The 21,675-nt window shown below is 45.4% G+C and carries 20 protein-coding genes; 17 read left to right on the plus strand and 3 right to left on the minus strand.

Annotation, left to right across the window (positions count from 1 at the left end):
• Window positions 1–15: 15 nt before the first annotated feature.
• Window positions 16–405 carry a DUF2170 family protein gene (locus ACXACS_RS08130; protein WP_118493217.1) on the minus strand — a complete coding sequence of 130 codons (390 nt, stop codon included), beginning with the start codon at window positions 403–405 and terminating at the stop codon, window positions 16–18.
• 292 nt (window positions 406–697) lie between these two features.
• Here ACXACS_RS08130 and ACXACS_RS08135 point away from each other — a divergent pair, with 292 nt between their 5' ends.
• From ACXACS_RS08135 to secF, 6 genes are all read left to right on the plus strand, one after another.
• Window positions 698–982: a DUF6471 domain-containing protein gene (locus ACXACS_RS08135; protein ID WP_474805674.1), complete on the plus strand. Its 285-nt coding sequence runs from the start codon at window positions 698–700 to the stop codon at window positions 980–982.
• Between the two features lie 322 nt (window positions 983–1,304).
• Window positions 1,305–2,351 (plus strand): tRNA preQ1(34) S-adenosylmethionine ribosyltransferase-isomerase QueA, encoded by a 1,047-nt coding sequence (gene queA, locus ACXACS_RS08140; protein WP_474805676.1) that lies wholly within the window; start codon window positions 1,305–1,307, stop codon window positions 2,349–2,351.
• A 172-nt stretch (window positions 2,352–2,523) separates the two neighbouring features.
• Window positions 2,524–3,636 carry a tRNA guanosine(34) transglycosylase Tgt gene (gene tgt, locus ACXACS_RS08145; protein WP_118493223.1) on the plus strand — a complete coding sequence of 371 codons (1,113 nt, stop codon included), beginning with the start codon at window positions 2,524–2,526 and terminating at the stop codon, window positions 3,634–3,636.
• A gap of 24 nt (window positions 3,637–3,660) precedes the next feature.
• Window positions 3,661–3,996, plus strand: a complete 336-nt coding sequence (gene yajC / locus ACXACS_RS08150; protein ID WP_390607436.1) for a preprotein translocase subunit YajC — start codon at window positions 3,661–3,663, stop codon at window positions 3,994–3,996.
• 55 nt (window positions 3,997–4,051) lie between these two features.
• Complete coding sequence (gene secD / locus ACXACS_RS08155) at window positions 4,052–5,896, plus strand: protein translocase subunit SecD (protein WP_474805679.1); 1,845 nt, start codon at window positions 4,052–4,054, stop codon at window positions 5,894–5,896.
• 10 nt (window positions 5,897–5,906) lie between these two features.
• Window positions 5,907–6,848 (plus strand): protein translocase subunit SecF, encoded by a 942-nt coding sequence (gene secF / locus ACXACS_RS08160; protein ID WP_474805681.1) that lies wholly within the window; start codon window positions 5,907–5,909, stop codon window positions 6,846–6,848.
• Window positions 6,849–6,920: 72 nt separating this feature from the next.
• Here secF and ACXACS_RS08165 read toward each other — a convergent pair whose 3' ends face one another.
• On the minus strand, window positions 6,921–7,820 hold the full coding sequence (locus tag ACXACS_RS08165) for a LytTR family DNA-binding domain-containing protein (RefSeq protein ID WP_474805682.1): 900 nt from the start codon (window positions 7,818–7,820) through the stop codon (window positions 6,921–6,923).
• A gap of 99 nt (window positions 7,821–7,919) precedes the next feature.
• Here ACXACS_RS08165 and ACXACS_RS08170 point away from each other — a divergent pair, with 99 nt between their 5' ends.
• Window positions 7,920–9,242 carry an acyltransferase family protein gene (locus ACXACS_RS08170; RefSeq protein ID WP_474805683.1) on the plus strand — a complete coding sequence of 441 codons (1,323 nt, stop codon included), beginning with the start codon at window positions 7,920–7,922 and terminating at the stop codon, window positions 9,240–9,242.
• A gap of 166 nt (window positions 9,243–9,408) precedes the next feature.
• On the opposite strand, the gene suhB is transcribed toward ACXACS_RS08170, so the two are convergent.
• Window positions 9,409–10,185, minus strand: coding sequence for an inositol-1-monophosphatase (gene suhB / locus ACXACS_RS08175; protein WP_474805685.1), 777 nt, complete (start codon window positions 10,183–10,185; stop codon window positions 9,409–9,411).
• 255 nt (window positions 10,186–10,440) lie between these two features.
• Here suhB and trmJ point away from each other — a divergent pair, with 255 nt between their 5' ends.
• From trmJ to ACXACS_RS08225, 10 genes are all read left to right on the plus strand, one after another.
• The gene (gene trmJ / locus ACXACS_RS08180; protein ID WP_014950182.1) at window positions 10,441–11,205 is read left to right on the plus strand and encodes a tRNA (cytosine(32)/uridine(32)-2'-O)-methyltransferase TrmJ; all 765 of its coding nucleotides are present in this window, start codon (window positions 10,441–10,443) and stop codon (window positions 11,203–11,205) included.
• Window positions 11,206–11,210: 5 nt separating this feature from the next.
• Window positions 11,211–12,035, plus strand: a complete 825-nt coding sequence (gene cysE / locus ACXACS_RS08185) for a serine O-acetyltransferase (RefSeq protein WP_474805688.1) — start codon at window positions 11,211–11,213, stop codon at window positions 12,033–12,035.
• Between the two features lie 153 nt (window positions 12,036–12,188).
• On the plus strand, window positions 12,189–13,652 hold the full coding sequence (locus ACXACS_RS08190; protein WP_474805689.1) for a flavin-containing monooxygenase: 1,464 nt from the start codon (window positions 12,189–12,191) through the stop codon (window positions 13,650–13,652).
• 49 nt (window positions 13,653–13,701) lie between these two features.
• Window positions 13,702–14,613, plus strand: coding sequence for an alpha/beta fold hydrolase (locus ACXACS_RS08195; RefSeq protein ID WP_474805691.1), 912 nt, complete (start codon window positions 13,702–13,704; stop codon window positions 14,611–14,613).
• 247 nt (window positions 14,614–14,860) lie between these two features.
• Window positions 14,861–15,346: a Fe-S cluster assembly transcriptional regulator IscR gene (iscR, locus tag ACXACS_RS08200; RefSeq protein WP_179984062.1), complete on the plus strand. Its 486-nt coding sequence runs from the start codon at window positions 14,861–14,863 to the stop codon at window positions 15,344–15,346.
• 18 nt (window positions 15,347–15,364) lie between these two features.
• Window positions 15,365–16,531, plus strand: a complete 1,167-nt coding sequence (locus ACXACS_RS08205) for an IscS subfamily cysteine desulfurase (protein WP_474805693.1) — start codon at window positions 15,365–15,367, stop codon at window positions 16,529–16,531.
• Between the two features lie 466 nt (window positions 16,532–16,997).
• Entirely contained in the window at window positions 16,998–18,434 is a 1,437-nt protein-coding gene (gene sufB, locus ACXACS_RS08210) for a Fe-S cluster assembly protein SufB (protein ID WP_474805695.1), read from the plus strand.
• Window positions 18,435–18,437: 3 nt separating this feature from the next.
• Window positions 18,438–19,199, plus strand: a complete 762-nt coding sequence (sufC, locus tag ACXACS_RS08215; protein WP_474805697.1) for a Fe-S cluster assembly ATPase SufC — start codon at window positions 18,438–18,440, stop codon at window positions 19,197–19,199.
• Window positions 19,196–20,452 (plus strand): Fe-S cluster assembly protein SufD, encoded by a 1,257-nt coding sequence (gene sufD, locus ACXACS_RS08220; protein WP_474805699.1) that lies wholly within the window; start codon window positions 19,196–19,198, stop codon window positions 20,450–20,452. Before sufC ends, sufD begins: the two co-directional genes overlap by 4 nt.
• A complete protein-coding gene (locus ACXACS_RS08225; protein WP_474805701.1) occupies window positions 20,449–21,666 on the plus strand; it encodes an aminotransferase class V-fold PLP-dependent enzyme in 1,218 nt (405 codons plus the stop codon). Before sufD ends, ACXACS_RS08225 begins: the two co-directional genes overlap by 4 nt.
• The last annotated feature ends 9 nt before the right edge of the window (window positions 21,667–21,675 follow it).

Here is a 21,675-nt window from a genome sequence, read left to right on the forward strand (position 1 = left end):
CTTAAGAAGTAAATTTTAGTTAAGGTGTGTTTCGTAGGCATCTAGGAAAGATGCAACATTTTGAAACAAGGTTTCCACTTCAATAACAATACTTTCGGCTTTCGACTGGGCACTTAGTGCACCAAAGGCGGTGTAATATTCTTCGCCACCAATATTTGAAATACCTACGGTGGTAAGAGGAAACACCATGTGAGTAGACAGTATTTCATGGTCAAGCGCAGGCTTATCTTTTACTTCCGACGCGGCGAACAAGAGACTTTCTACCAAAATTTGCTCACCGCTAATTGCAAGCCATGCATCAATGCCGTCTTGATTAGCAATAAGTAAGCAGTTTTCCTCATGTGTTACCACAAAGTCATCGTGCTCTTTAAATAAGGCTTCGATGCTTTCCAGTTCCCAGCTCATACCTTTCTCCTTTAGTCATTAAAGCGATAATGTTGAAAATGAATGTCGTATATGTGGTGCCTTACAACGCATTGCTTTGCTTAAAACTGTGTTGAAACACAAAGCTTAAAACCTAGCATTACTAAAAGAACAACCGCGGTTACTGTAACGACTATTTTCGTCTTCGCCAATATCTTGACTTGCAGTGTAGACCTGTTGTGCCATAATCGTCAACATTAAATACATGCTATAAGTGTAAAAAAGTGTGTTTTTGTAAAATATATATCACATTTGTATGGTTTTTGGAGGCTGTGTGAACACAGGAAATACGCAGAGTGCAAAGAGTGCATGGCGACAAACGGTTGCAAGAGTCGTGAAATCTGAAATGTCTGTGCGCGGCGTAAAATATCAAGCGCTAAGCCAAAGACTTGAAGAAATAGGTGTGGATCAAAGCGCTGACAACCTGAGGAATAAAGTGAATAAAGGTATTATGGGGGCCGATTTATTGCTTCAGATTTTATACGTGCTTAAAGCTCGACCTTTAGATGCTGCGCTTTTAGAAGAAATCTTAACTGATCTTAGTGTTTCGAAAGAGTAGAATAGGGCAGATAAAAAAGTACCCGGCACATGCCGGGTACGAACGATAAGGAATGTTATGGGAGAACATCATCACTATCTGGCGCAGATATTAATCGTTTAAGTATTTGCTCGCTAGTACAAAATTCAGCTAGTGCGTATTTTGTGCGATAAGTAGGTATTAATATCTATACATGTAGGCTGAGAGGTAGGATTTCTAAGACTTTGGTCGACATTGATTTCTGTGAAATTTCGCAACTTTAGTATAATTACCTCCTCTTGAAATTGTGTTAAACCATAAAGAAAACAACATAAATTGCGTATAAATTAAGAATCTATTATTTATGAAACTATCTGAATTCAGCTTTACCCTTCCGGAAAGCCTAATTGCAAAATATCCCACCGAAAATCGTTCAGCCAGTCGCCTATTGCAGCTGGACGGCAAATCGGGTGACGTTCGCCACAGTATGTTTGCTGATATGGTCGAGCTTTTAGATGAAGGCGACTTGCTGGTTTTTAATAATACCCGAGTTATTCCCGCACGACTTTTAGGTAAAAAAGAAACTGGCGGTCAGGTAGAAGTGCTGATTGAACGCATTACCTCAGACAATACTGCCTTGGCGCATGTTCGCGCGAGCAAGGCACCTAAGCCAGGAACTAAGCTTATTCTTGAAGAGAAAGTGAATGTGACGGTGACAGGGCGAGACGATGCGCTATTTGTTTTACAGTTTGACCATGACGAAACCGTATTGACGCTATTGGAAGCGCATGGCCACATGCCGCTTCCTCCCTATATTGACCGCCCAGACGAAAACTCAGACAAAGAGCGCTATCAAACCGTTTACAATCAAAAGCCAGGCGCTGTTGCAGCACCTACTGCAGGGCTTCACTTTGACGACGCTATCTTAGAAGCGCTTAAAGAGAAGGGCGTGAATTTGGCTTTTGTAACCTTGCACGTGGGTGCGGGTACCTTTCAACCCGTGCGCGTTGACAATATTCTTGAGCACAAAATGCACGCGGAGTTTGCAGAAGTCCCCCAAGAAGTCGTCGATGCTGTGTTAGCTACAAAAGCTAATGGAAAGCGTGTTATCGCAGTGGGAACAACCTCTGTACGCTCTTTGGAGTCAGCGGCAAAAGCAAGTGCAGAACGCGGTGATCAAGAGGTTATTGCGCCATTTAACGAAGACACAGAAATCTTTATCTACCCGGGCTTCGAATTCAAAGTAGTAGACGCCATGTTCACTAACTTTCACCTTCCAGAGTCTACGCTAATGATGCTAATTAGTGCATTTGCCGGTAAAGACAACGTGATGAATGCCTACCAAGAAGCGATAGAAAAAGAATATCGATTCTTTAGCTATGGTGACTCTATGTTTATTGAGCGTGCCTGAGCACATTCGGCTACGATAGAAGGCGTGTAAATCGGTGTTTTGCAGGCCTTTCCAGCTTAGTTACAGATAAACATAGATACGGGGCATGATCTCAGCCAAATTACTGGTATAATCGCCGCCAATTTATTTTTATACCCAGCGCAGAAGCGCACAAAAGTGGGAATGCTTTCACATGCAATTTGAGTTGTTAAAAACCGAAGGCCGAGCACGACGCGGTCGTTTGGTGTTTGAACGCGGTGTTGTTGAAACGCCAGCGTTCATGCCAGTAGGTACTTACGGTACTGTTAAGGGAATGACCCCTGAAGAATTAAAAGACAGCGGTGCACACATCTGTCTTGGAAATACCTTTCACCTAATGTTACGCCCTGGTACTGGCATTATTCGCCAGCACGGCGATCTGCACGACTTTATGAATTGGGACAAGCCGATCCTCACTGACTCGGGCGGCTTCCAGGTATTTAGTTTGGGTGACTTGCGTAAAATTACTGAAGAAGGCGTAACGTTCCGCTCTCCAATTAATGGCGAAAAGATTTTGCTTACGCCTGAAAAGTCGATGGAAGTTCAGCGCGATTTGGGTTCTGACATCGTAATGATTTTTGACGAGTGCACGCCGTATCCCGCCACTGAGCAAGAAGCGCGCGTTTCAATGGAAATGTCGCTACGTTGGGCCAAACGTAGTAAAGAAGCCCACGGTGATAACCCGGCGGCACTTTTTGGTATCATTCAAGGCGGTATGTACGAAGGTCTGCGTGATGTCTCACTTGCTGGTCTTGAAGCGATTGGATTTGACGGCTATGCCATTGGCGGCCTTTCAGTAGGCGAGCCAAAAGAAGACATGATCCGCATTATCGACCATACTGCGCCGAAGATTCCAGAGGATAAGCCTCGCTATCTTATGGGCGTGGGTAAACCAGAAGATTTGGTTGAGTCTGTGCGTCGCGGTATCGATATGTTTGACTGTGTTATGCCTACGCGTAATGCGCGAAACGGTCACCTGTTTGTGACAGAAGGCGTTATCAAAATTCGCAACGCGAAGCACAGAAATGACACTTCACCATTAGATGAGAATTGCGATTGCTACACTTGTAAAAACTATTCTCGCTCTTATCTACATCATTTGGACAAGTGTAACGAAATACTGGGTGCGCGCTTAAACACCATCCATAACCTTCGTTACTATCAGCGTGTTATGCAGGGTCTTCGCGATGCGATTGACGCAGGTACGCTTGACGAATTTGTACAAGAATTTTATGAACAAAAAGGGTTGCCGGTTCCGGCACTATAACAACGATAATATTTGGGGAATTTTATGAGCCTATTTATCTCGAACGCTTATGCACAGTCTGCTGGTGCACCGCAAGGTGGCGGCATGGAAATGATCATCATGCTAGCTGTATTCGGTTTAATCTTTTACTTCTTGCTTTACCGCCCACAGGCTAAGCGTGTGAAAGAGCATAAAAACCTAGTTTCTTCACTAGGCAAAGGCGATGAAGTATTAACACAAGGTGGTTTGGTAGGAAAAATCACTAAAGTGTCAGAAGAAAAAGACTTCATTGAAGTTGCACTTAACGAATCAAACAACATCGTTGTTCAGAAGTCTTCAGTAACTGCTGTGCTGCCTAAAGGCACCATGAAGTCACTGTAAGTAACAATAGCCGGGGCCGGGACGCTTCCCGGTACTGGCACGAAAGGATTATCCAGTGCTAAACAAAAACTCTATTTGGAAAGTACTGAGTGCACTCATTGTTGTTGCAGTGTGTGCACTTTATGCGCTTCCTAACATTTACGGTGAAGACCACGCCGTACAAATCTCAGCAGGCCGTGATGCCGTGGTGACAGATGCCACTGTTGAACAAGTGAAAGCCGCGCTAAGTGAAAAAAACATCTCTCCAAAGCGTGTTGAATTTGAAGGCGAACAAATTTTAGTTCGCGTTTCTGATTCAGACACCCAGCTAGTTACTCGCGAAACATTAGAAAAAGCCCTTGGCGATGATTATTACGTTGCTATGAACCTTGCTCCGGACACGCCAGAGTGGCTTGAAGGTTTAGGCGGCGCCCCGATGAAGCTAGGCCTTGACCTTCGCGGTGGTGTTCACTTCTTAATGGAAGTGGACATGACAGAAGTGATTACCAAGTCTCTTGAAGATGCAGAAAGTGGTTTCCGTACTTCATTACGCGAAGAAGGCATTCGCTATCGTGGTGTAAAGCAGGTTGACGATCATATCGATATTACTTTTCGCGATGAAGACGCACTTGATAAAGCCGAGTTCTTTCTGCGTAACCAAAGTCGCGACCTTACTTTTAACCAGGTCGACGATTTAACACTTCGCGCTATTTTTGCTGAAAGTAAGCTTCAAGAAATCCGTGACAACGCGGTTAAGCAAAACATTACCATTATTCGTAATCGTGTAAACCAACTTGGTGTTGCTGAGCCGCTTGTTCAAAAGCAAGGTGCTGACCGCATTGTTGTACAGCTTCCAGGTATTCAAGACACTGCTCGCGCGAAAGAAATTCTAAACGCGACGGCGACCCTAGAATTTCGCATGGTGGACCAGAAGAACGACATCCGTGACGCATTAAACGGTCGCGTTCCTCCTGGCTCTCAGGTGATAGAAGATCAGCAGGGCATTCCACAGCTGCTTGAAAAGCGCATTATGCTTACTGGTAGCCACATTATTGATGCGAATAGCGGTGTTGATGAATATGGTCTTCCAAATGTAAACATCTCGCTAGATTCTGAAGGCGGTAACAAAATGTCTCGCTCAACCCGCGGCAACATTGGTAAGCCAATGGCTACGGTCTTTATCGAGTACAAATCTACCGGTGAGAGAAATGACGACGGTAAGCTTGTATTTGAAAAGCATGAGCAAGTTATCTCAGTTGCCACCATTCGTGCGCAGCTTGGCAGCAAGTTCCAAATCACAGGTCTTGATTCACCGAAAGAAGCCCGTGATTTAGCGTTACTACTTCGCGCTGGTGCACTGATTGCGCCTATTCAAATCGTTGAAGAGCGTACGGTAGGGCCAAGTTTAGGTAAAGAAAACATTGAACTGGGTATGCAGGCTATTATGTATGGTCTGGCAGCGGTGCTTGTTTTCATGTTGATTTACTACAAAGCCTTTGGTGTGGTAGCGAACATCGCACTTATTACAAACCTAGTCATGATTGTGGGCATTATGTCGATGATCCCTGGGGCAACACTTACGCTTCCGGGTATGGCAGGTATTGTACTAACCGTCGGTATGGCGGTGGATGCAAACGTGCTAATTTTCGAGCGTATTCGAGAAGAAATGCGCGACGGCCGAAGCCCTCAGCAGGCTATCCACCAAGGTTACGACAGCGCGTTCTCCACCATCTTGGATGCAAATATCACTACTTTCCTTGCTGGTCTAATTCTGTTTGCAGTGGGTACCGGCCCAATCAAAGGCTTCTCAATTACGCTAATGATTGGTATCGCAACGTCTATGTTTACCGCTATTTTGGTTACTCGCGTTATTGTTAACGCAGTATGGGGTGGCAAACGTCTAGAGAAATTAGCGATTTAAGGAGTAAAAAATGCAGTTATTAAAATTATCCGAAACCGTTAATTTCATGCGCCTGCGCATTCCTGCGATGGTACTGTCGACAATTCTTATTATCGGCTCATTCGTTTCTTTGGGTGTCAATAGCCTTAACTGGGGTTTAGACTTCACAGGCGGTACACTTATTGAAGTTGGCTATGAAGACGCGGCGGATTTAGAAGGCATTCGTGTTCAGCTTAATGAGTCGAACTTCGAAGATGCTATCGTGCAAAACTTTGGAAGCAGCCAAGACGTATTGATACGTATAGCGCCACGTGATGGTGTTAAAGCTGTGACTATTGGTGAGCAGGTACTAGAGGCACTGCGTGCTGACGGTACTGCGGTTGATATGCGTCGTATTGAATTCGTGGGCCCTAACGTAGGTGAAGAACTTACCGAGCAGGGCGGCCTTGCGATGCTAGTGGCCCTACTGTGTATCTTAGTATACGTAGCCATGCGATTTGAATGGCGATTTGCCTTAGGGTCGGTTTCGGCGCTAGCTCACGACGTTATACTTACGCTAGGTTTATTTTCGGTACTTCAAATTGAATTTGACCTTACTGTACTTGCAGCGGTACTCGCGGTAATTGGTTATTCACTTAACGATACTATTGTTGTTTGTGACCGTATTCGTGAGAACTTCCGCAAAATTCGTAAAGGCGAGCCTGTTGAGATTATCAATATCTCGCTAACGCAAACCCTAAACCGTACTATTATCACCTCATTAACTACGGTGTTGGTATTGGTTGCATTATTCTACAAGGGTGGTGCACTTATTCACGGATTTGCAACAGCATTGCTGTTTGGTGTAGTGGTAGGTACTTACTCATCGGTGTATATCGCAAGTTCAGTGGCACTTGCATTGGGTATTAGTAAAGAAGACCTAATGCCACCACAAGTAGAAAAGGAAGGCGCAGACTTAGATCCTATGCCTTAGTCCTATCTTCGTGATACGTACAAAAAGCCGCATCTATGATGCGGTTTTTTATTGCTTTATTAAAATTACAATTTACTGTGGATTAGGGGCTAATGCTTGTTTCAGATCATCTTTATATCGCCTAGAAAGCGCTACTGATTGACCGTTATTAAGCATTATTGAGCCATCTCCCGTTTCTTCATATCTTATGGACTCAATGGCAGGTATTCGCACTGCGTGCGACCGGTGCACTCGCATAAAGCCTTGATGCGCTCCTTCTTTACAAAACCGGCCAAGGGTATAACGCAAGGGGTAAACGCCCACGTTAGTATGAAGGTTAATGTAGTTTCCTGAGGCTTCTACTCGCTGTATGTCAGTGACTTGAACTAAAAACTCCTTATTGAGCTTTTTCACCAATAAATAGTCGGGTAAGGTGCTGGCCACGTTGTCATTCGTTATCTGTGATGTGTCGCGTGTAATAGGTGATGCTTCACCAATTAAGCGTTGATAGCCAAACCGTGCAATATAGTAAAAAGTGATCAGGGTAATATAGCCCCATACATCCTTTCGATATTCGTAGATGAACTCATTGAGCCATATCCCAAAGTCATAATTGCGTTCAGAGTACAAGTAGACAAGCTTTCGAAACGCTACCATTAATGATACATGGGCTACTGAAAATAAACTGGCGAAAGCAAAATGCCACCCAAGCCATGTCGCTCCCACTTTTACTTTCTGATCGAGTGTACGTATAGCGATAATTAATGGGATGACAAGCAAAGCGGTGCTCAAAGCACTCGAGTATTCCCAAACGTACGGCTCCCAAATTGCTACGCTGTTATTGTCGCTTCGAGAAAATTCAGTCCAATCAGACGCAGCATTGATTGAATTATTTATAAACAAGTAGGCTGCAAGCAACACAAATGCAGCGTATTTATGTTTTGATTCAGAATCCCTAAGAAACTGACTCCATTTTTCATCCCAGTTATTCACCGCTTAACCCTTTTTCCTTATTTTCCGTCACTTAGGCATTTTCTATCGAACGTCTATCACATTAGATGCAACACGTTAGTTAAGCACTATTGAATAGGAGTGAGGACATTGACGCAAGCATATGTTGGTCAGGAAGCAACGTTTGTTAATAGAACTTCAAAGGGGGAGGCGAGAGAGACGGCCGTGGTCGAGAGTCCTGTCACTCAGCGTTATTTCGAGTTGGATGCGCTGCGTGTCATCGCATTTGGTGTACTCATTTTTTATCACATCGGAATGTATTACGTTTTAGAGTGGGGCTGGCATATAAAAAGCGACGTGCAATTTCCACTACTACAAGATGTGATGATATTGACCAACCAATGGCGTATGTCTTTATTATTTTTGATCTCTGCCATGGTATTTACTGTCGTGCTGCGCCGCGCTTGTGACCAAACGACCTCTCGCTGGCGTGTATCACTTTTATTACTGGGGAAGAGGGCGTTGAGGATATTAGTTCCACTTGTTTTCGGTATGTTCGTTATCGTCGCGCCACAAGTTTACATAGAGTGGACAGTAAGCGGAGTACTAGCCATGCCGTTTAGCGAGTTCTACGTTGCTTACATCAATCCAAATACTGACTTGTTTATCGACAAACAATCGGTAATTGGCTTACTGACATGGAATCACCTTTGGTTTTTACCTTACCTTTTTGTGTATAGCGCTTTCATATTGCTGTTTTTCCCGCTTATCAGATTTGTGGAAGTAAGGGCGATGAGAGTGCTCGATAGTTTGGCGCTGTTTAGCGTGTTAGTGGTTACGATCATGACTGCCATATGGCTGGAACTACGAGAAGCATATCCCACGTCTCACGACTTGCTTAATGATTGGTATAGTCATGCAAAGTACTTTTTTGTGATGCTGGTAGGTATTGTGATTGTGCTTAGACCCGCATTGTATGCTGCAATTATGAGGTCCCGTTACGTAAGTTTAACCATTGCGATAGTACTTTACAGCGTCATAATTTTAGACCGACACGACATGCTTGGCTCCACAGGGCAATTGATGGAGTCGTCTCCTGGATTTCGTATTCTGGTTGGTGTAATCGTTGTACTTAATCACTGGGCATGGTTGGCAGCAATATTGGGGTTCGGTCGAAAATATTTGTCTAACCCGAGTAAGGTGGTGAGCTATTTGAACAAAGGCGTGTTGCCTTACTATATGGTGCATCAAACGATAATTGTGGTGGCGGCGTTCATTTTGAGCTCCCGTGTATCGTCGACACCTGGAGAATTGATTTTAATCACGCTAATAACCGTTGTGGGGTGCGCGCTGACATACGAAGTCGCCAAGCGCTTTTTAATACTTAGATTTTTGTTTGGCCTAAAGTTAAATACCAGTCCACATAGCTCATTACCCAGTCAGCGAAATTTAAAATTTTCGTAATCGCGGCGTGTTACCGCAGGTATAACGAAACCAATAAGTGAGAAAAAGGCGCTATGTCACGTCATTCGTGTCATAGCGCCTTTACTGTTTAACTGTGCTTGGTTTATCGGCTCAGTTTATGTGCTTACGAGCGATTTATTTAAGCTGCTCTTACTTAAGGTGCTTCTTACTTAAGATGCTTCACTAGGCCTTGAACAACCTTCACGCTACCAGCAACAATTTCGCCTTTGTGAAGTGGGTCGTTTCCGCCTTTAAAATCTGTTACCAAACCGCCAGCTTCACGAACAATAAGTTCACCTGCTGCGATATCCCAAGATTTAATGCCGCGCTCCCAGTAACCGTCGTGACGGCCAGCCGCAACATAAGCAAGATCTAGTGCTGCGCTACCTGCGCGGCGAATGTCGCCCACTTCGTGGAAAATTTTGTTTAGGCTTAGTGCATACTCGCCAAATTGAGATTTGTTCTTAAACGGTAAGCCAGTAGCAATAATGGTTTCAGAAAGGTCACGAGGCTTAGAAGCACGAATACGATAGCCATTTAGCTGTGCGCCTTGACCACGGCTTGCGGTAAATAATTCGCTGCGAATTGGGTCGAAAACAACCGCTTGGTCTAGACGACCTTTGTGAAGAAGTGCAATTGAAACGGCAAAGTGAGGAATGCCTTTTACAAAATTAGTGGTGCCATCTAGCGGATCGATAATCCACTGATAGTCAGTTTCTGTACCTAGTACTTCACCCGCTTCTTCACCTAGGAAGCAATGGTTCGGGTAAGACTGCTGAATTTTGGCAATAATTGCTTGTTCCGCTTCTTTATCAACTTGAGTAACGAAGTCGTTTAAGCCTTTTGACTCTGTTGCTACTTCATTATGTTTTTCAAAACCACGAACAATAACTGTTCCAGCCGCACGCGCAGCGCGCACCGCAATATTCAGCATAGGATGCATAGATAAACCACCAATTGTAAAAGACCAATGAAACAAACTAGCTGTACAAAAAATAGCTAGTTGTTTTCGAAAACGGGCGGAGTCTACCAGAATCTATGCGCGATGCAAATGAATTCCCAGCACAATAGCGTGAATAGCCATCTATACTGCCGCTGTGTTAAACTTCAAGCTATTAAGGTCTATAGGATAGTACGCCAAAAGTGCGTAATATCGAATTAATGACGCTATCCAAATAAGTACGTAGGTATTACACGCATGCTCGAGAATATTCGCATTATTTTAGTTAACACGTCTCACACGGGAAACATCGGCTCCACAGCAAGAGCTATGAAAACCATGGGGCTGAGCAGCTTATATCTTGTCGACCCAGTAAATGAGCCAGACGGCCAAGCCAGTGCATTGGCGGCAGGGGCTGGTGATGTGCTTGCTAACGCGAAAATTGTAAGCACGCTGGAAGAGGCAGTTAAAGACTGTGGCTTGGTAGTAGGGACGTCTGCACGCTCTCGCACTCATTCATGGCCGATGTTAGGCCCGCGCGACTGTGGCGAGAAGCTGGTCCAAGAAGTAGAAAAGTACCCGGTAGCCTTGGTTTTTGGGCGTGAGAACAGTGGTTTAACGAATGAAGAGCTGCAGCAGTGTCACTTCCATATGTGTATTCCAGCCAACCCTGAATACAGCTCACTTAATTTAGCAGCAGCAGTGCAAACCCTTTGTTATGAAATTCGCATGGCCTATCTTAATCGCGAAACATACCCAAGCGTTGAAGAAGAATATCCACTAAATGATGATTTAGAGCGTTTTTATACGCATTTGGAAACCACGCTGGAAGGCACATCTTTTATACGTAAAAGCCACCCAGGTGTGGTAATGACTAAGCTACGCCGCTTGTTTAACCGAGCACGCCCTGAGTCTCAAGAGCTTAATATATTACGCGGTATATTGGCGTCTATCGATAAATCGGTGAAGAATGCAAACTCAGGCGACGCAGACCCTGCACCAGCGATAGAAGAAAAAGAGTAAACACTATGTTCGCCCGTATAAAAGATGATATTCAAGGTGTCTTTCATCGCGACCCAGCGGCCAGAAACACCTTTGAAGTGCTAACCAACTATCCAGGCCTTCATGCAGTGTGGCTGCATCGAATTAGTCACAAATTGTGGAAGGCAGAATGGAAATGGTTGGCACGTACTTTATCAACGTTTAGTCGTTGGCTTACGGGCATTGAAATTCATCCAGGGGCAACGTTGGGACGCCGGGTATTTATCGACCACGGTATGGGCGTAGTTATCGGTGAAACCGCAGAAATTGGCAATGATGTTACTCTATACCACGGGGTGACTCTTGGCGGTACTAGCTGGAAAGCCGGTAAGCGCCATCCAACCCTTAAGAACGGCGCAGTCGTGGGGGCGGGGGCTAAAGTCTTAGGGCCGATTACTATTGGTGAAAACGCCAAAGTAGGGTCTAATTCGGTAGTAGTTAAAGATATTCCAGACGGCGCTACAGCAGTTGGCATTCCCGGACGTATCATTATTTCTAAGCAAAGAGAGTCGAATGCCACGGTAAATCCTCAGCGCGATAAAATTGCTCAGAAATATGGTTTTGATGCCTATGCAGTCGCGCCAGATAACCCTGATCCGGTGGCCAATGCAATGGGAGTTATGCTAGAGCACATGCATCAAATGGATACGAAAGTGGAAGAGATGTGCAAGGTCATTCAGTCATTGGGTGGCGATGTGTGTACCGATAATTTACACAACATTAGCGCTGAAGATTTCGCGGATACGGGCTTTGATTTAACCGAGACTCAAGAGCGCGAAAAAGCCCACTCTTCCTTCGACCCAGCAATTTAAAACTTAAGCCCTATTTGATTCTAATAGGGCTACAGATAGTCCGCCACCACACTACAACAGTGATTAAAAGTCTGCTTTTACAATAATTTAACATCATTGTTGACTCGCGTAAGACTCCAACATACATTGTGATAACGTTATTTATGACTTTTCATGGATGTTATGCAGAGCGAGTTACCACTTTTAGACGTTTTGATCGTAGGAGCGGGTATTTCGGGTATCGGCTGCGCCTACCACATTCAAAAAAAATGTCCTGACCTTTCCTATTCTATTATAGAAGCTCGCGGTGATTTGGGCGGCACATGGGACTTATTCAAATATCCGGGAATACGCTCAGATTCTGATTTATTCACCTTTGGTTATGACTTCAAGCCGTGGAAAGAGAAAAAAGCCATTGCTGATGGTCGTTCAATAAAGGCTTATGTTGAAGAAACTGCGGCTGAAAACGGTATTAAAGAGCGTATACGTTTTTTAACTCGTGTGGTGGTTATAGACTGGCAAAGCGATAAGGAATATTGGCGAGTAACGTTAAAGTCAGAAGAAAGCGGGCAGCATGAGCACATTGCCGCCAGGTGGATATTTAATGCTTCGGGTTATTATCGATACGATAAAGGTTATGCACCGAATTTCAAAGGGCAATCACAATTTAACGGTCAGATTGTACATCCACAGCATTGGCCTGAAGATCTGGAATACGAAAACAAACGCGTAGTGGTAATCGGAAGCGGTGCAACGGCGGTAACGCTGGTTCCCGCTCTAGCGAAAAGTGCATCGCACGTGACTATGCTGCAAAGAACGCCATCCTACGTATTGCCTGTTCCCGTAGATGACCCAATCGCAAAACATTTAGGCGCGTGGTTAAGCGAGGATACAGCGTTTAAAGCTGCGCGTTGGTTTAACATAGCGAAACAGCGTTGGGTGTACGCGTTTTGTCAGCGCTTTCCACATCGTGCGCGCAAAATAATACGCAGTCTTAATGCAAAAATGTTACCCGAAGGGTATCCAGTAGATATACACTTTAACCCTCCTTACAATCCTTGGGAGCAGCGACTGTGTGCAGTTCCTGGTGGAGATTTATTCGAGTCAATTTCGAATGGTAAGGCGTCAGTTGCAACAGATATTATAGATACGTTAACTGAGACGGGCATTAAACTTGATTCGGGTCAGCATATTGAAGCAGATATTATAGTAACAGCCACTGGACTAAACCTTCTGCCTTTAGGAGGGATAGTACCAAAAATTGATGGTGAAACTGTTTCGCTTCCAGAATGCATCACGTATAAAGGTATGTTACTCAGTGGCGTGCCTAATTTTGCTATTGCGGTGGGCTATACAGCTTCATCATGGACACTAAAAATTGGCCTTCTATGTGAACATTTCACGCGATTGCTCAATCATATGGAAGAGCACGGCTTTACACAGTGTACACCTATAGCAGATCCAAATATGGAAACACAGCCGTTGTTAAACTTTGGAGCTGGCTACATCCAACGCTCGTTAGAACAGTTGCCACGTCAAGGCATGCACTTTCCTTGGTCTATGTCGTTTAATTATGCACAAGATGTGAAGATTTTTCGGAAAGGTCGTGTAGACGATCCAGCTCTTAAGTTTGAATAGAAATTTCAATAGACGCACACTTTCTTTTATTAAATCAAGAGAGCTTTAAATGAGTTTAGCCCAGCATCATGAGCAATACGTAACGCTTAAAAGCGGTGATAGGTTTTGCTATGCCGAACATGGTGTCGGAAATACCGATACCATTGTACTTATTGCGGGTTTAGGTCTTCAGTTGGTTTATTGGCCAAATGCGCTTTTTGAGCGTTTAGTTGCTAGTGGATTTCGCGTTATTTGCTTTGACAATCGTGACGCGGGAAGGTCAGTACGCAGCGATACACCGCATCCTTCACTTCTTCAGCAACTAATAGGCAAGGCTCCTAGCGGGGCTTACGGACTGGAGCGCATGGCTGAAGATACTGCCCAGCTTTTGGAGGCGCTAAATATTGAAAGTGCACATGTTGCTGGAATGTCTATGGGAGGGATGACTGCTCAAACTCTCGCGAGCCTTCACCCCGAAAAAGTGCAATCTATGACGTCTATTTTCTCTACCACTGGGAGCCGAAAAGTTGGTCAGCCGTCGTATTCAATGCTATGGCGTTTAGCAAGAGCAAAAGCACCAGCAAGCGAAAATGACGCGGTTAGAAATTATAAAGCAATGATGACCCATATAGGCGATGCGGCGGCAGAAGATGCCATAAATCAATGGCAGCAATATGCGAAATTAGCATGGCAGCGAAATGGTGGTAAGAGTGATGCAAAAGCCCTGTTCCGGCAAATCGGCGCAATCATAAAGTCAGGTGATCGAACGTCAATGCTTAGAAACGTCAAAGCACCGACGTTAGTGATACACGGCGATGTTGATCACATGGTACACCCCAGTGGCGGTGTTGCAACAGCCAGAGCGATATCAGGTGCTAAACATCAAGTACTGCGCGGATTGCGCCATCAGATAGATACCGTTCAATCACATCGGATAGCAGACAGTGTCCTTGCTCATATACACTTGCATGCAAACAAGTAGCGCTGCTGGTCGACGTGATTTTTCACCTGAAGAATAAATGATCCCTTAGCATTTAGGACAAGAGATACAAAGCAAATTTAGCGCCTATTAGCGCTTATTTTGATGGGGCTAAAACGAAACAAAACCCTTGATATACAAAAGCGATTACTGGCATCAATAATACCTGACTAATTTACTGGGTCTTATACTTGACCATTTTAGTCGGGTATGTGAGAATTCCCGCACTACAAAACGGCGGGAGAATCCAATGAAACTCACTTCTAAAGGGCGCTATGCGGTTACCGCAATGCTTGATGTCGCTTTGCACTCAAAGCGTGGTCCAGTGCCTCTTGCCGATATTTCAGAACGACAAGAAATTTCCTTATCTTACTTAGAGCAGCTTTTTTCTCGGCTGCGTAAAGAACAACTGGTAGACAGTGTTCGCGGGCCCGGTGGCGGTTATTTGCTGGGCCGGGAAGCAAGTGATATTGCGATAGGCGAAGTTATTCGCGCCGTCGACGAGTCTATTGACGCTACGCGCTGTCAGGGGCAAGCCGATTGCCAAGGCGGCGATCGTTGTTTAACCCATAGCTTATGGCAAGACCTAAGCGACCGTATTGCCGCATTTTTGAATTCGATCACGCTTGGTGAATTAATGGCTAAGCGCGATGTACAGGAAGTGGCCGGTCGCCAGGACGGTAATGCATCACTTCGTCATATCACTAAAGATATAGAAGTCAGTATTCAACTTTAAATTGGTATTGAGTGACATATGGCTTTATCAACACCCATTTACTTAGATTACGCAGCAACGACCCCGGTAGACCCAAGTGTGGCCGAGGCGATGGCAAAATGCTTAACGCTTGAAGGTAACTTTGGTAATCCGGCTTCTCGTAGCTACCGCTTCGGCTGGATGGCTGAAGAAGCGGTAGATGTTGCTAGAAATCAAATTAGCGATGCGCTGAATTGCGACCCCAGAGAGATTGTTTTTACCTCAGGCGCAACTGAGTCAAATAACCTCGCTATTAAAGGTATTGCGCAAGGCTATGCTGACAAAGGCAAGCATATTATTACTGTAAATACCGAGCACAAAGCGGTATTGGATACTTGTGAGTACCTAGAAAAGCAGGGCTTTGATGTTACCTATCTTGAAGTACAGTCAGACGGGTTAATTGATTTAAACGAACTCGAAAACGCGCTACGCGACGACACTATCTTAGTATCGGTCATGCACGTGAACAACGAGCTAGGCGTTATCCAAGACATCAAAGCCATTGGACAACTTTGTCGCGACAAGGGCGTGTTATTTCACATAGATGGCGCGCAGAGTGTGGGCAAGATAGCGATTGATTTGTCAGAGCTTCCGGTAGATTTACTGTCTATATCCGCCCATAAGATTTATGGTCCGAAAGGAATGGGGGCCTTATATGTGCGTCGCCGCCCTAAAATCAATTTGGTGGCACAGATTCATGGCGGTGGACACGAGCGCGGCATGCGTTCAGGTACCTTAGCCACCCATCAAATTGTTGGAATGGGTGAAGCCATCGCACTGGCGTCGTCAAAAATGGAAGAGGACAGTGCGCGCATATTAAAGTTGCGTGAATCACTGTGGCAGGGCCTGCAACAACTTGACGATATTTATTTAAACGGGCATGCCACGCAGCGCATACCTGGCATATTAAATGTAAGTTTCGCGGGTGTAGATGGCGAAAGCTTGATGATGGGCTTAAATGATATTGCCGTATCGTCAGGGTCGGCGTGTACTTCAGCAAGTTTAGAACCCTCATATGTGCTAAAAGCCATTGGCCGCAGCAACGAATTGGCGCATGCAGGGATCAGATTCAGCGTAGGGCGTTTTACGACCCAAGAAGACATTGATTACGTATTAAACAAAGTCGTTGATGTGACAACGCGACTGCGCCAAGCGGTTGTTGCTTAAACGCTTTAATAGTCGTTTAGCTAGGTGTTTGACTAAGCGCTAAAAACAGAGCTTAGTGTAGAGCCTGATCAACCGTTTGAGCGTAGATTTGAGCAAGCGTTATTGTTCGGGACAAGGCGTGGGTTGTGTTAACACATTCTATTGATTTTAGGGAATGTGGACGAAAATTAATGCGAGCTTGAAGAAAATGGAGCTTCAAGCAGCGTTTAGAACATGCAAGTAGCCATAAATTAGTGGCTGAATATTTGAGTGAAATAGTCGGGTATTATATACTACGGCACCAAAAATTTTAGGCTGTCCGCATGTAACTGGCAGTTTCAACAATTTTGTGGGGGATAAGCCCAACTAAATAAGGTTGTTGAAGTTGAAGATTTACATAAATTACCAAGACCGTGGGGTAATTTATTCGCCAGTTGAGTAGAAAGAATAGTGGCAGCAAATGCAGGCAAACAAGTGAGATCCCAACATGAGTGAACAGATCGAACAGGCGTTAGAAAGAAAGTACGATGCAGGTTTCTATTCAGAAATCGAATCTGAAACGTTTGAGAGCGGCCTGGACGAGTCGGTTATCCGCCGCATATCAGCAATGAAAAACGAGCCTGAATGGATGCTTGAATGGCGCTTGAAGTCTTACTATGCATGGCTAGAGATGGAAGAGCCAGACTGGGCGCACGTCGACTATCCAAAAATTGACTATCAAGCCATCTCTTACTACTCGGCACCAAAGAGCATGAAAGATAAACCTCAGTCGTTAGACGAGGTGGACCCAGAGTTACTGCGCACCTACGAAAAACTGGGTATTCCGCTGCACGAACAAGAAATGCTGGCAGGCGTTGCTGTAGATGCGGTATTCGATTCGGTATCAGTAGTTACAACATTCCGTGAGAAGCTTGAAGAAGCAGGCGTTATTTTCTGCCCAATTTCTGAAGCAGTTCAGAAATATCCAGACCTTGTTAAAAAATACATTGGCTCAGTGGTTCCGCGTACTGACAACTATTTCGCCGCACTAAACAGCGCCGTATTTACTGATGGTTCATTTGTTTATATTCCAAAAGGCACACGTTGCCCAATGGAGCTTTCTACTTATTTCCGAATAAACGAAATGAACACGGGTCAGTTCGAGCGTACCTTAATCGTCGCCGATGAAGGCAGCTACGTAAGCTACCTTGAAGGTTGTACTGCTCCGCAACGCGATGAGAACCAGCTGCACGCGGCAGTGGTAGAGCTTGTTGCGATGGACGATGCCCAAATTAAGTACTCAACGGTACAAAACTGGTATCCAGGCGACGAGAACGGTAAAGGTGGTATCTACAATTTCGTGACTAAACGTGGTGTAGCGCATACCAATGCTAAAATATCTTGGACACAGGTAGAAACCGGCTCTGCGGTTACGTGGAAGTACCCAAGCTGTGTACTTAAAGGCGACAACAGTGTAGGTGAATTCTATTCAGTAGCGCTAACACGCGGTCGCCAGCAAGCTGATACCGGTACTAAGATGATCCACGTGGGTAAAAATACCAAGTCGACCATCATCTCTAAAGGTATCTCAGCGGGTAACAGCAATAACGCCTATCGTGGTTTAGTCCAAATGGGCCCGCGTGCAGACGGTGCACGTAACTTCACCGAGTGTGACTCGTTACTTATCGGTGACAAGTGTGGCGCGCATACGTTCCCGTATATCGAAAGCCGTAACCCTTCCGCTATTGTTGAGCACGAAGCAACAACATCGAAGGTGAGCGACGAACAATTATTTTTGTGTCAGCAACGTGGTTTAGACACAGAGAAAGCCGTTTCTATGATCGTTAACGGTTTCTGTAAAGAAGTATTCAAAGAGCTGCCAATGGAATTTGCCGTAGAAGCCGGCAAGCTGCTCGAAATTAGTCTTGAAGGTTCAGTGGGGTAATCAATGCTTAGTATCAAGAATTTACATGCCAGCGTGGAAGAGAAAAACATCATTAAAGGTCTTAACCTTGAAGTTAAACCTGGTGAAGTACACGCTATCATGGGTCCCAACGGAGCCGGTAAAAGTACACTAGGTTACGTGCTATCTGGCCGTGACGGTTATGAGGTTAGCGAAGGCGAAGCCATGCTTAATGGCAAAGACCTACTTGAGCTAGAAGTGGAAGAGCGTGCCCGCGAAGGCCTTTTCCTTGCATTCCAATATCCAGTAGAAATTCCTGGCGTTAGCAACATGGAATTTATGAAAGAGTCGGTAAACGCTATGCGTGAAGAGCGTGGCGAAGAGCCACTTTCGGCTGCTGAGTTCCTTAAAAAAGCTAAAGAAGCCTGTAAGCAAGTTCAGCTTCCGCTAGACTTTCTAAAGCGTGGTGTGAACGAAGGTTTCTCTGGTGGTGAGAAGAAGCGTAACGAAATCATGCAAATGATTTTGCTAGAGCCAAAGCTTTGCATTCTAGATGAATCTGATTCAGGCCTTGACGTTGATGCGTTACAGGTTGTTGCAGATGGCGTTAACAGCCAGCGCGACGGCGAGCGTAGCTTCATCGTTGTTACTCACTATCAGCGTCTTCTTGACTACATTAAGCCTGACTTTGTGCACATTCTTGCTGACGGCAAAATCGTGAAAAGCGGCGACGCTTCACTTGCACTAGAAGTAGAGAAGAGCGGTTATGCATTTTTAGGTAAGGCGTACGAGGAGGCTGAGGCATGAGTCAATGGCTAGAACAGGTCATTGATAGCGCACAGCGGGACGATTATTTATCGCCCGTGCGTCAACAGGCCTTAACACAGTTAAAAGCTGACGGCTGGCCAGCGCGTAGAAGCGAGAGCTGGCGTTTTACGCCGCTCACGCCTGTAGAAAAGCGTGAAGCGAAACAAGCTGTTCAAGCAGACAGCCTGCCAGTTCCAGCAATAGAAAACCTGAATGCTATCGACTTAATTTTCGTTGATGGTGTATTGGTAACGCAAGTAAACACCTTGGACGTGCCTGCTGGCATGACAATTACGTCGCTTAATACCGACGATGCAGCTACGCAGCAAGCTATTAGCAGTGTTTACGGTCAAGTTAAGCCAACCCGTCATATGTTTGGTTTGGTTAACGACGCGCTTTGCCAACACGGTATATTTATCAGTGTTGAAGCAGGCGTAAAAATCGACACGCCGGTACGCATCGTGAACATGGCTTCACAAAATGTAGACGCTCATACGCGCGTGGTAGTGAAAGTAGCAGAAGGCGCAAGTGCGACTGTTATCGAGCAAGGTTTTGGCGATACGGAAAGTTTAACCACAGCGTTTGCTGAATATGATTTGGCGGATGATGCTCACCTAGAGCACTATCGTTTTGCTATGTTTACTGGCAAAGCTAAGCAATTAGGCGGCAGCCACTTTAAGCTTCATAACCGCACTACGCTTAACAGCACTATGGTGGGCTATGGCAGTGAGCTATCTCGTTTAGACGTAGATATTCACCACGCAGGTGAGTTCGCTGACGCGAAAATGAACGCGATTTATCTTTTAGCAGAAGGTGAGCTATTCGACCTTCACTCAACCATTGAGCACGCGATGCCTAATGGTACAACAGAAGAAAACGCGCGCGGTATAGTTGGTGACAAGGCCCGTGCGGTATTTAACGGTCGCATTCATATTCATCGTGACGCGCAAAAAACACTTGCTGAGCTTAATAACCGCAATCTATTGCTATCTCGCCGAGGCGTCATTAATACCAAGCCTGAACTAGAGATTTATGCTGACGACGTGAAATGTGCCCATGGTGCGACTGTGGCAGAGATTGAAGAAGAAGCGCTGTATTACATGCTTACTCGTGGTATTTCGCGTAGTAAAGCACTAGTTATGCTGAACTTCGGTTTTATCCAAGAGCTTATCAACGATGTGCCAAACGTAGCAGTACGTGAGTGGCTTGCGCCTATCTTGAGCGAGCGTTTCGCCCAGATGGAGGTGAAATGAGTTTAGACGTTGCAGCACTTCGTGCCCAGTTTCCTATTTTATCGAAAACGGTAGACGGCAAACCGCTGGTATACCTCGATAACGCGGCAACAACGCAAAAACCACAGGCGGTGATTGACGCCTTGGTAGATTTTTACACGGGTACGAACGCAAACGTGCACCGCGGAGCGCATCATTTATCGGATGAAGCCACGCGCCGCTACGAAAATGCACGTACCAGCGTTGCTACGTTTATTAACGCTAATGTTCGCGAAGAAGTCATTTGGACTGCCGGTACCACCGAAGCTATTAATATTGTCGCTAATGGTTTAAGTCAGCTACTAGCTGAAGGCGATGAAGTGATGGTGACCGAGCTGGAGCACCACGCTAACTTAGTGACTTGGCAGCAAGCTTGCCGCCGCTCGGGGGCAACGTTAAACGTTGTGCCTATTTTCGATAGTGGTGAGCTTGATGTTGAAGCGTTCGACAGATTGCTGTCTGAAAACACTAAGCTGGTGGCTTTTCCTCATGTATCGAATGCGTTAGGAACGGTTAATCCAATTAAGACACTTACCCAAAAAGCGAAAGCAGTTGGCGCATGGGTGCTAGTCGATGGCGCTCAGGGCATTGCTCATGGCGGCGTTGACGTACAAGATATTGGTTGTGACTTTTACGCGTTTTCAGGCCATAAGCTATTTGGTCCAACGGGTATAGGCTGCTTGTGGGGCAAAAAAGAAGTGCTTGAAACCTGGCCAGTATGGCAGGTAGGCGGCGAAATGATCAAAGACGTGACTTACCATGAAGCCACATGGGGTGCATTACCAAACCGCTTAGAAGCAGGCACGCCAAACATTGCTGGCGCTATAGGTATGGGTGCAGCAGTAGATTGGTTTAGCGCCCTTGATATTAATGCGCTGCACGCGCATGAGCAGAAGCTGCTTGCCTATGCTACCGAGCAAGCCGAAGCGCTTGACGGCATGCGTATCATCGGTACTGCACCTAATAAGGTAGGGGTGCTGAGCTTCCTACTTGAAGGTGCGCACCCTGCAGACGTTGGCTTTATTCTGGATAGACAAGGCGTGGCAATTCGTACCGGTGATAACTGTGCACAACCGCTAATGAAACGCTTTGGTATTCCGGGTACTGCCCGTGCGTCGTTCTCAATTTATAATACGCTTGAAGAAGTAGACAGCTTATTCGCTGCGCTTAAGAAAGCAAAAATGATGTTGGCCTAAGGAGGCATT

The sequence above is a fragment of the Alteromonas sp. AWM4_230 genome (assembly GCF_056158305.1).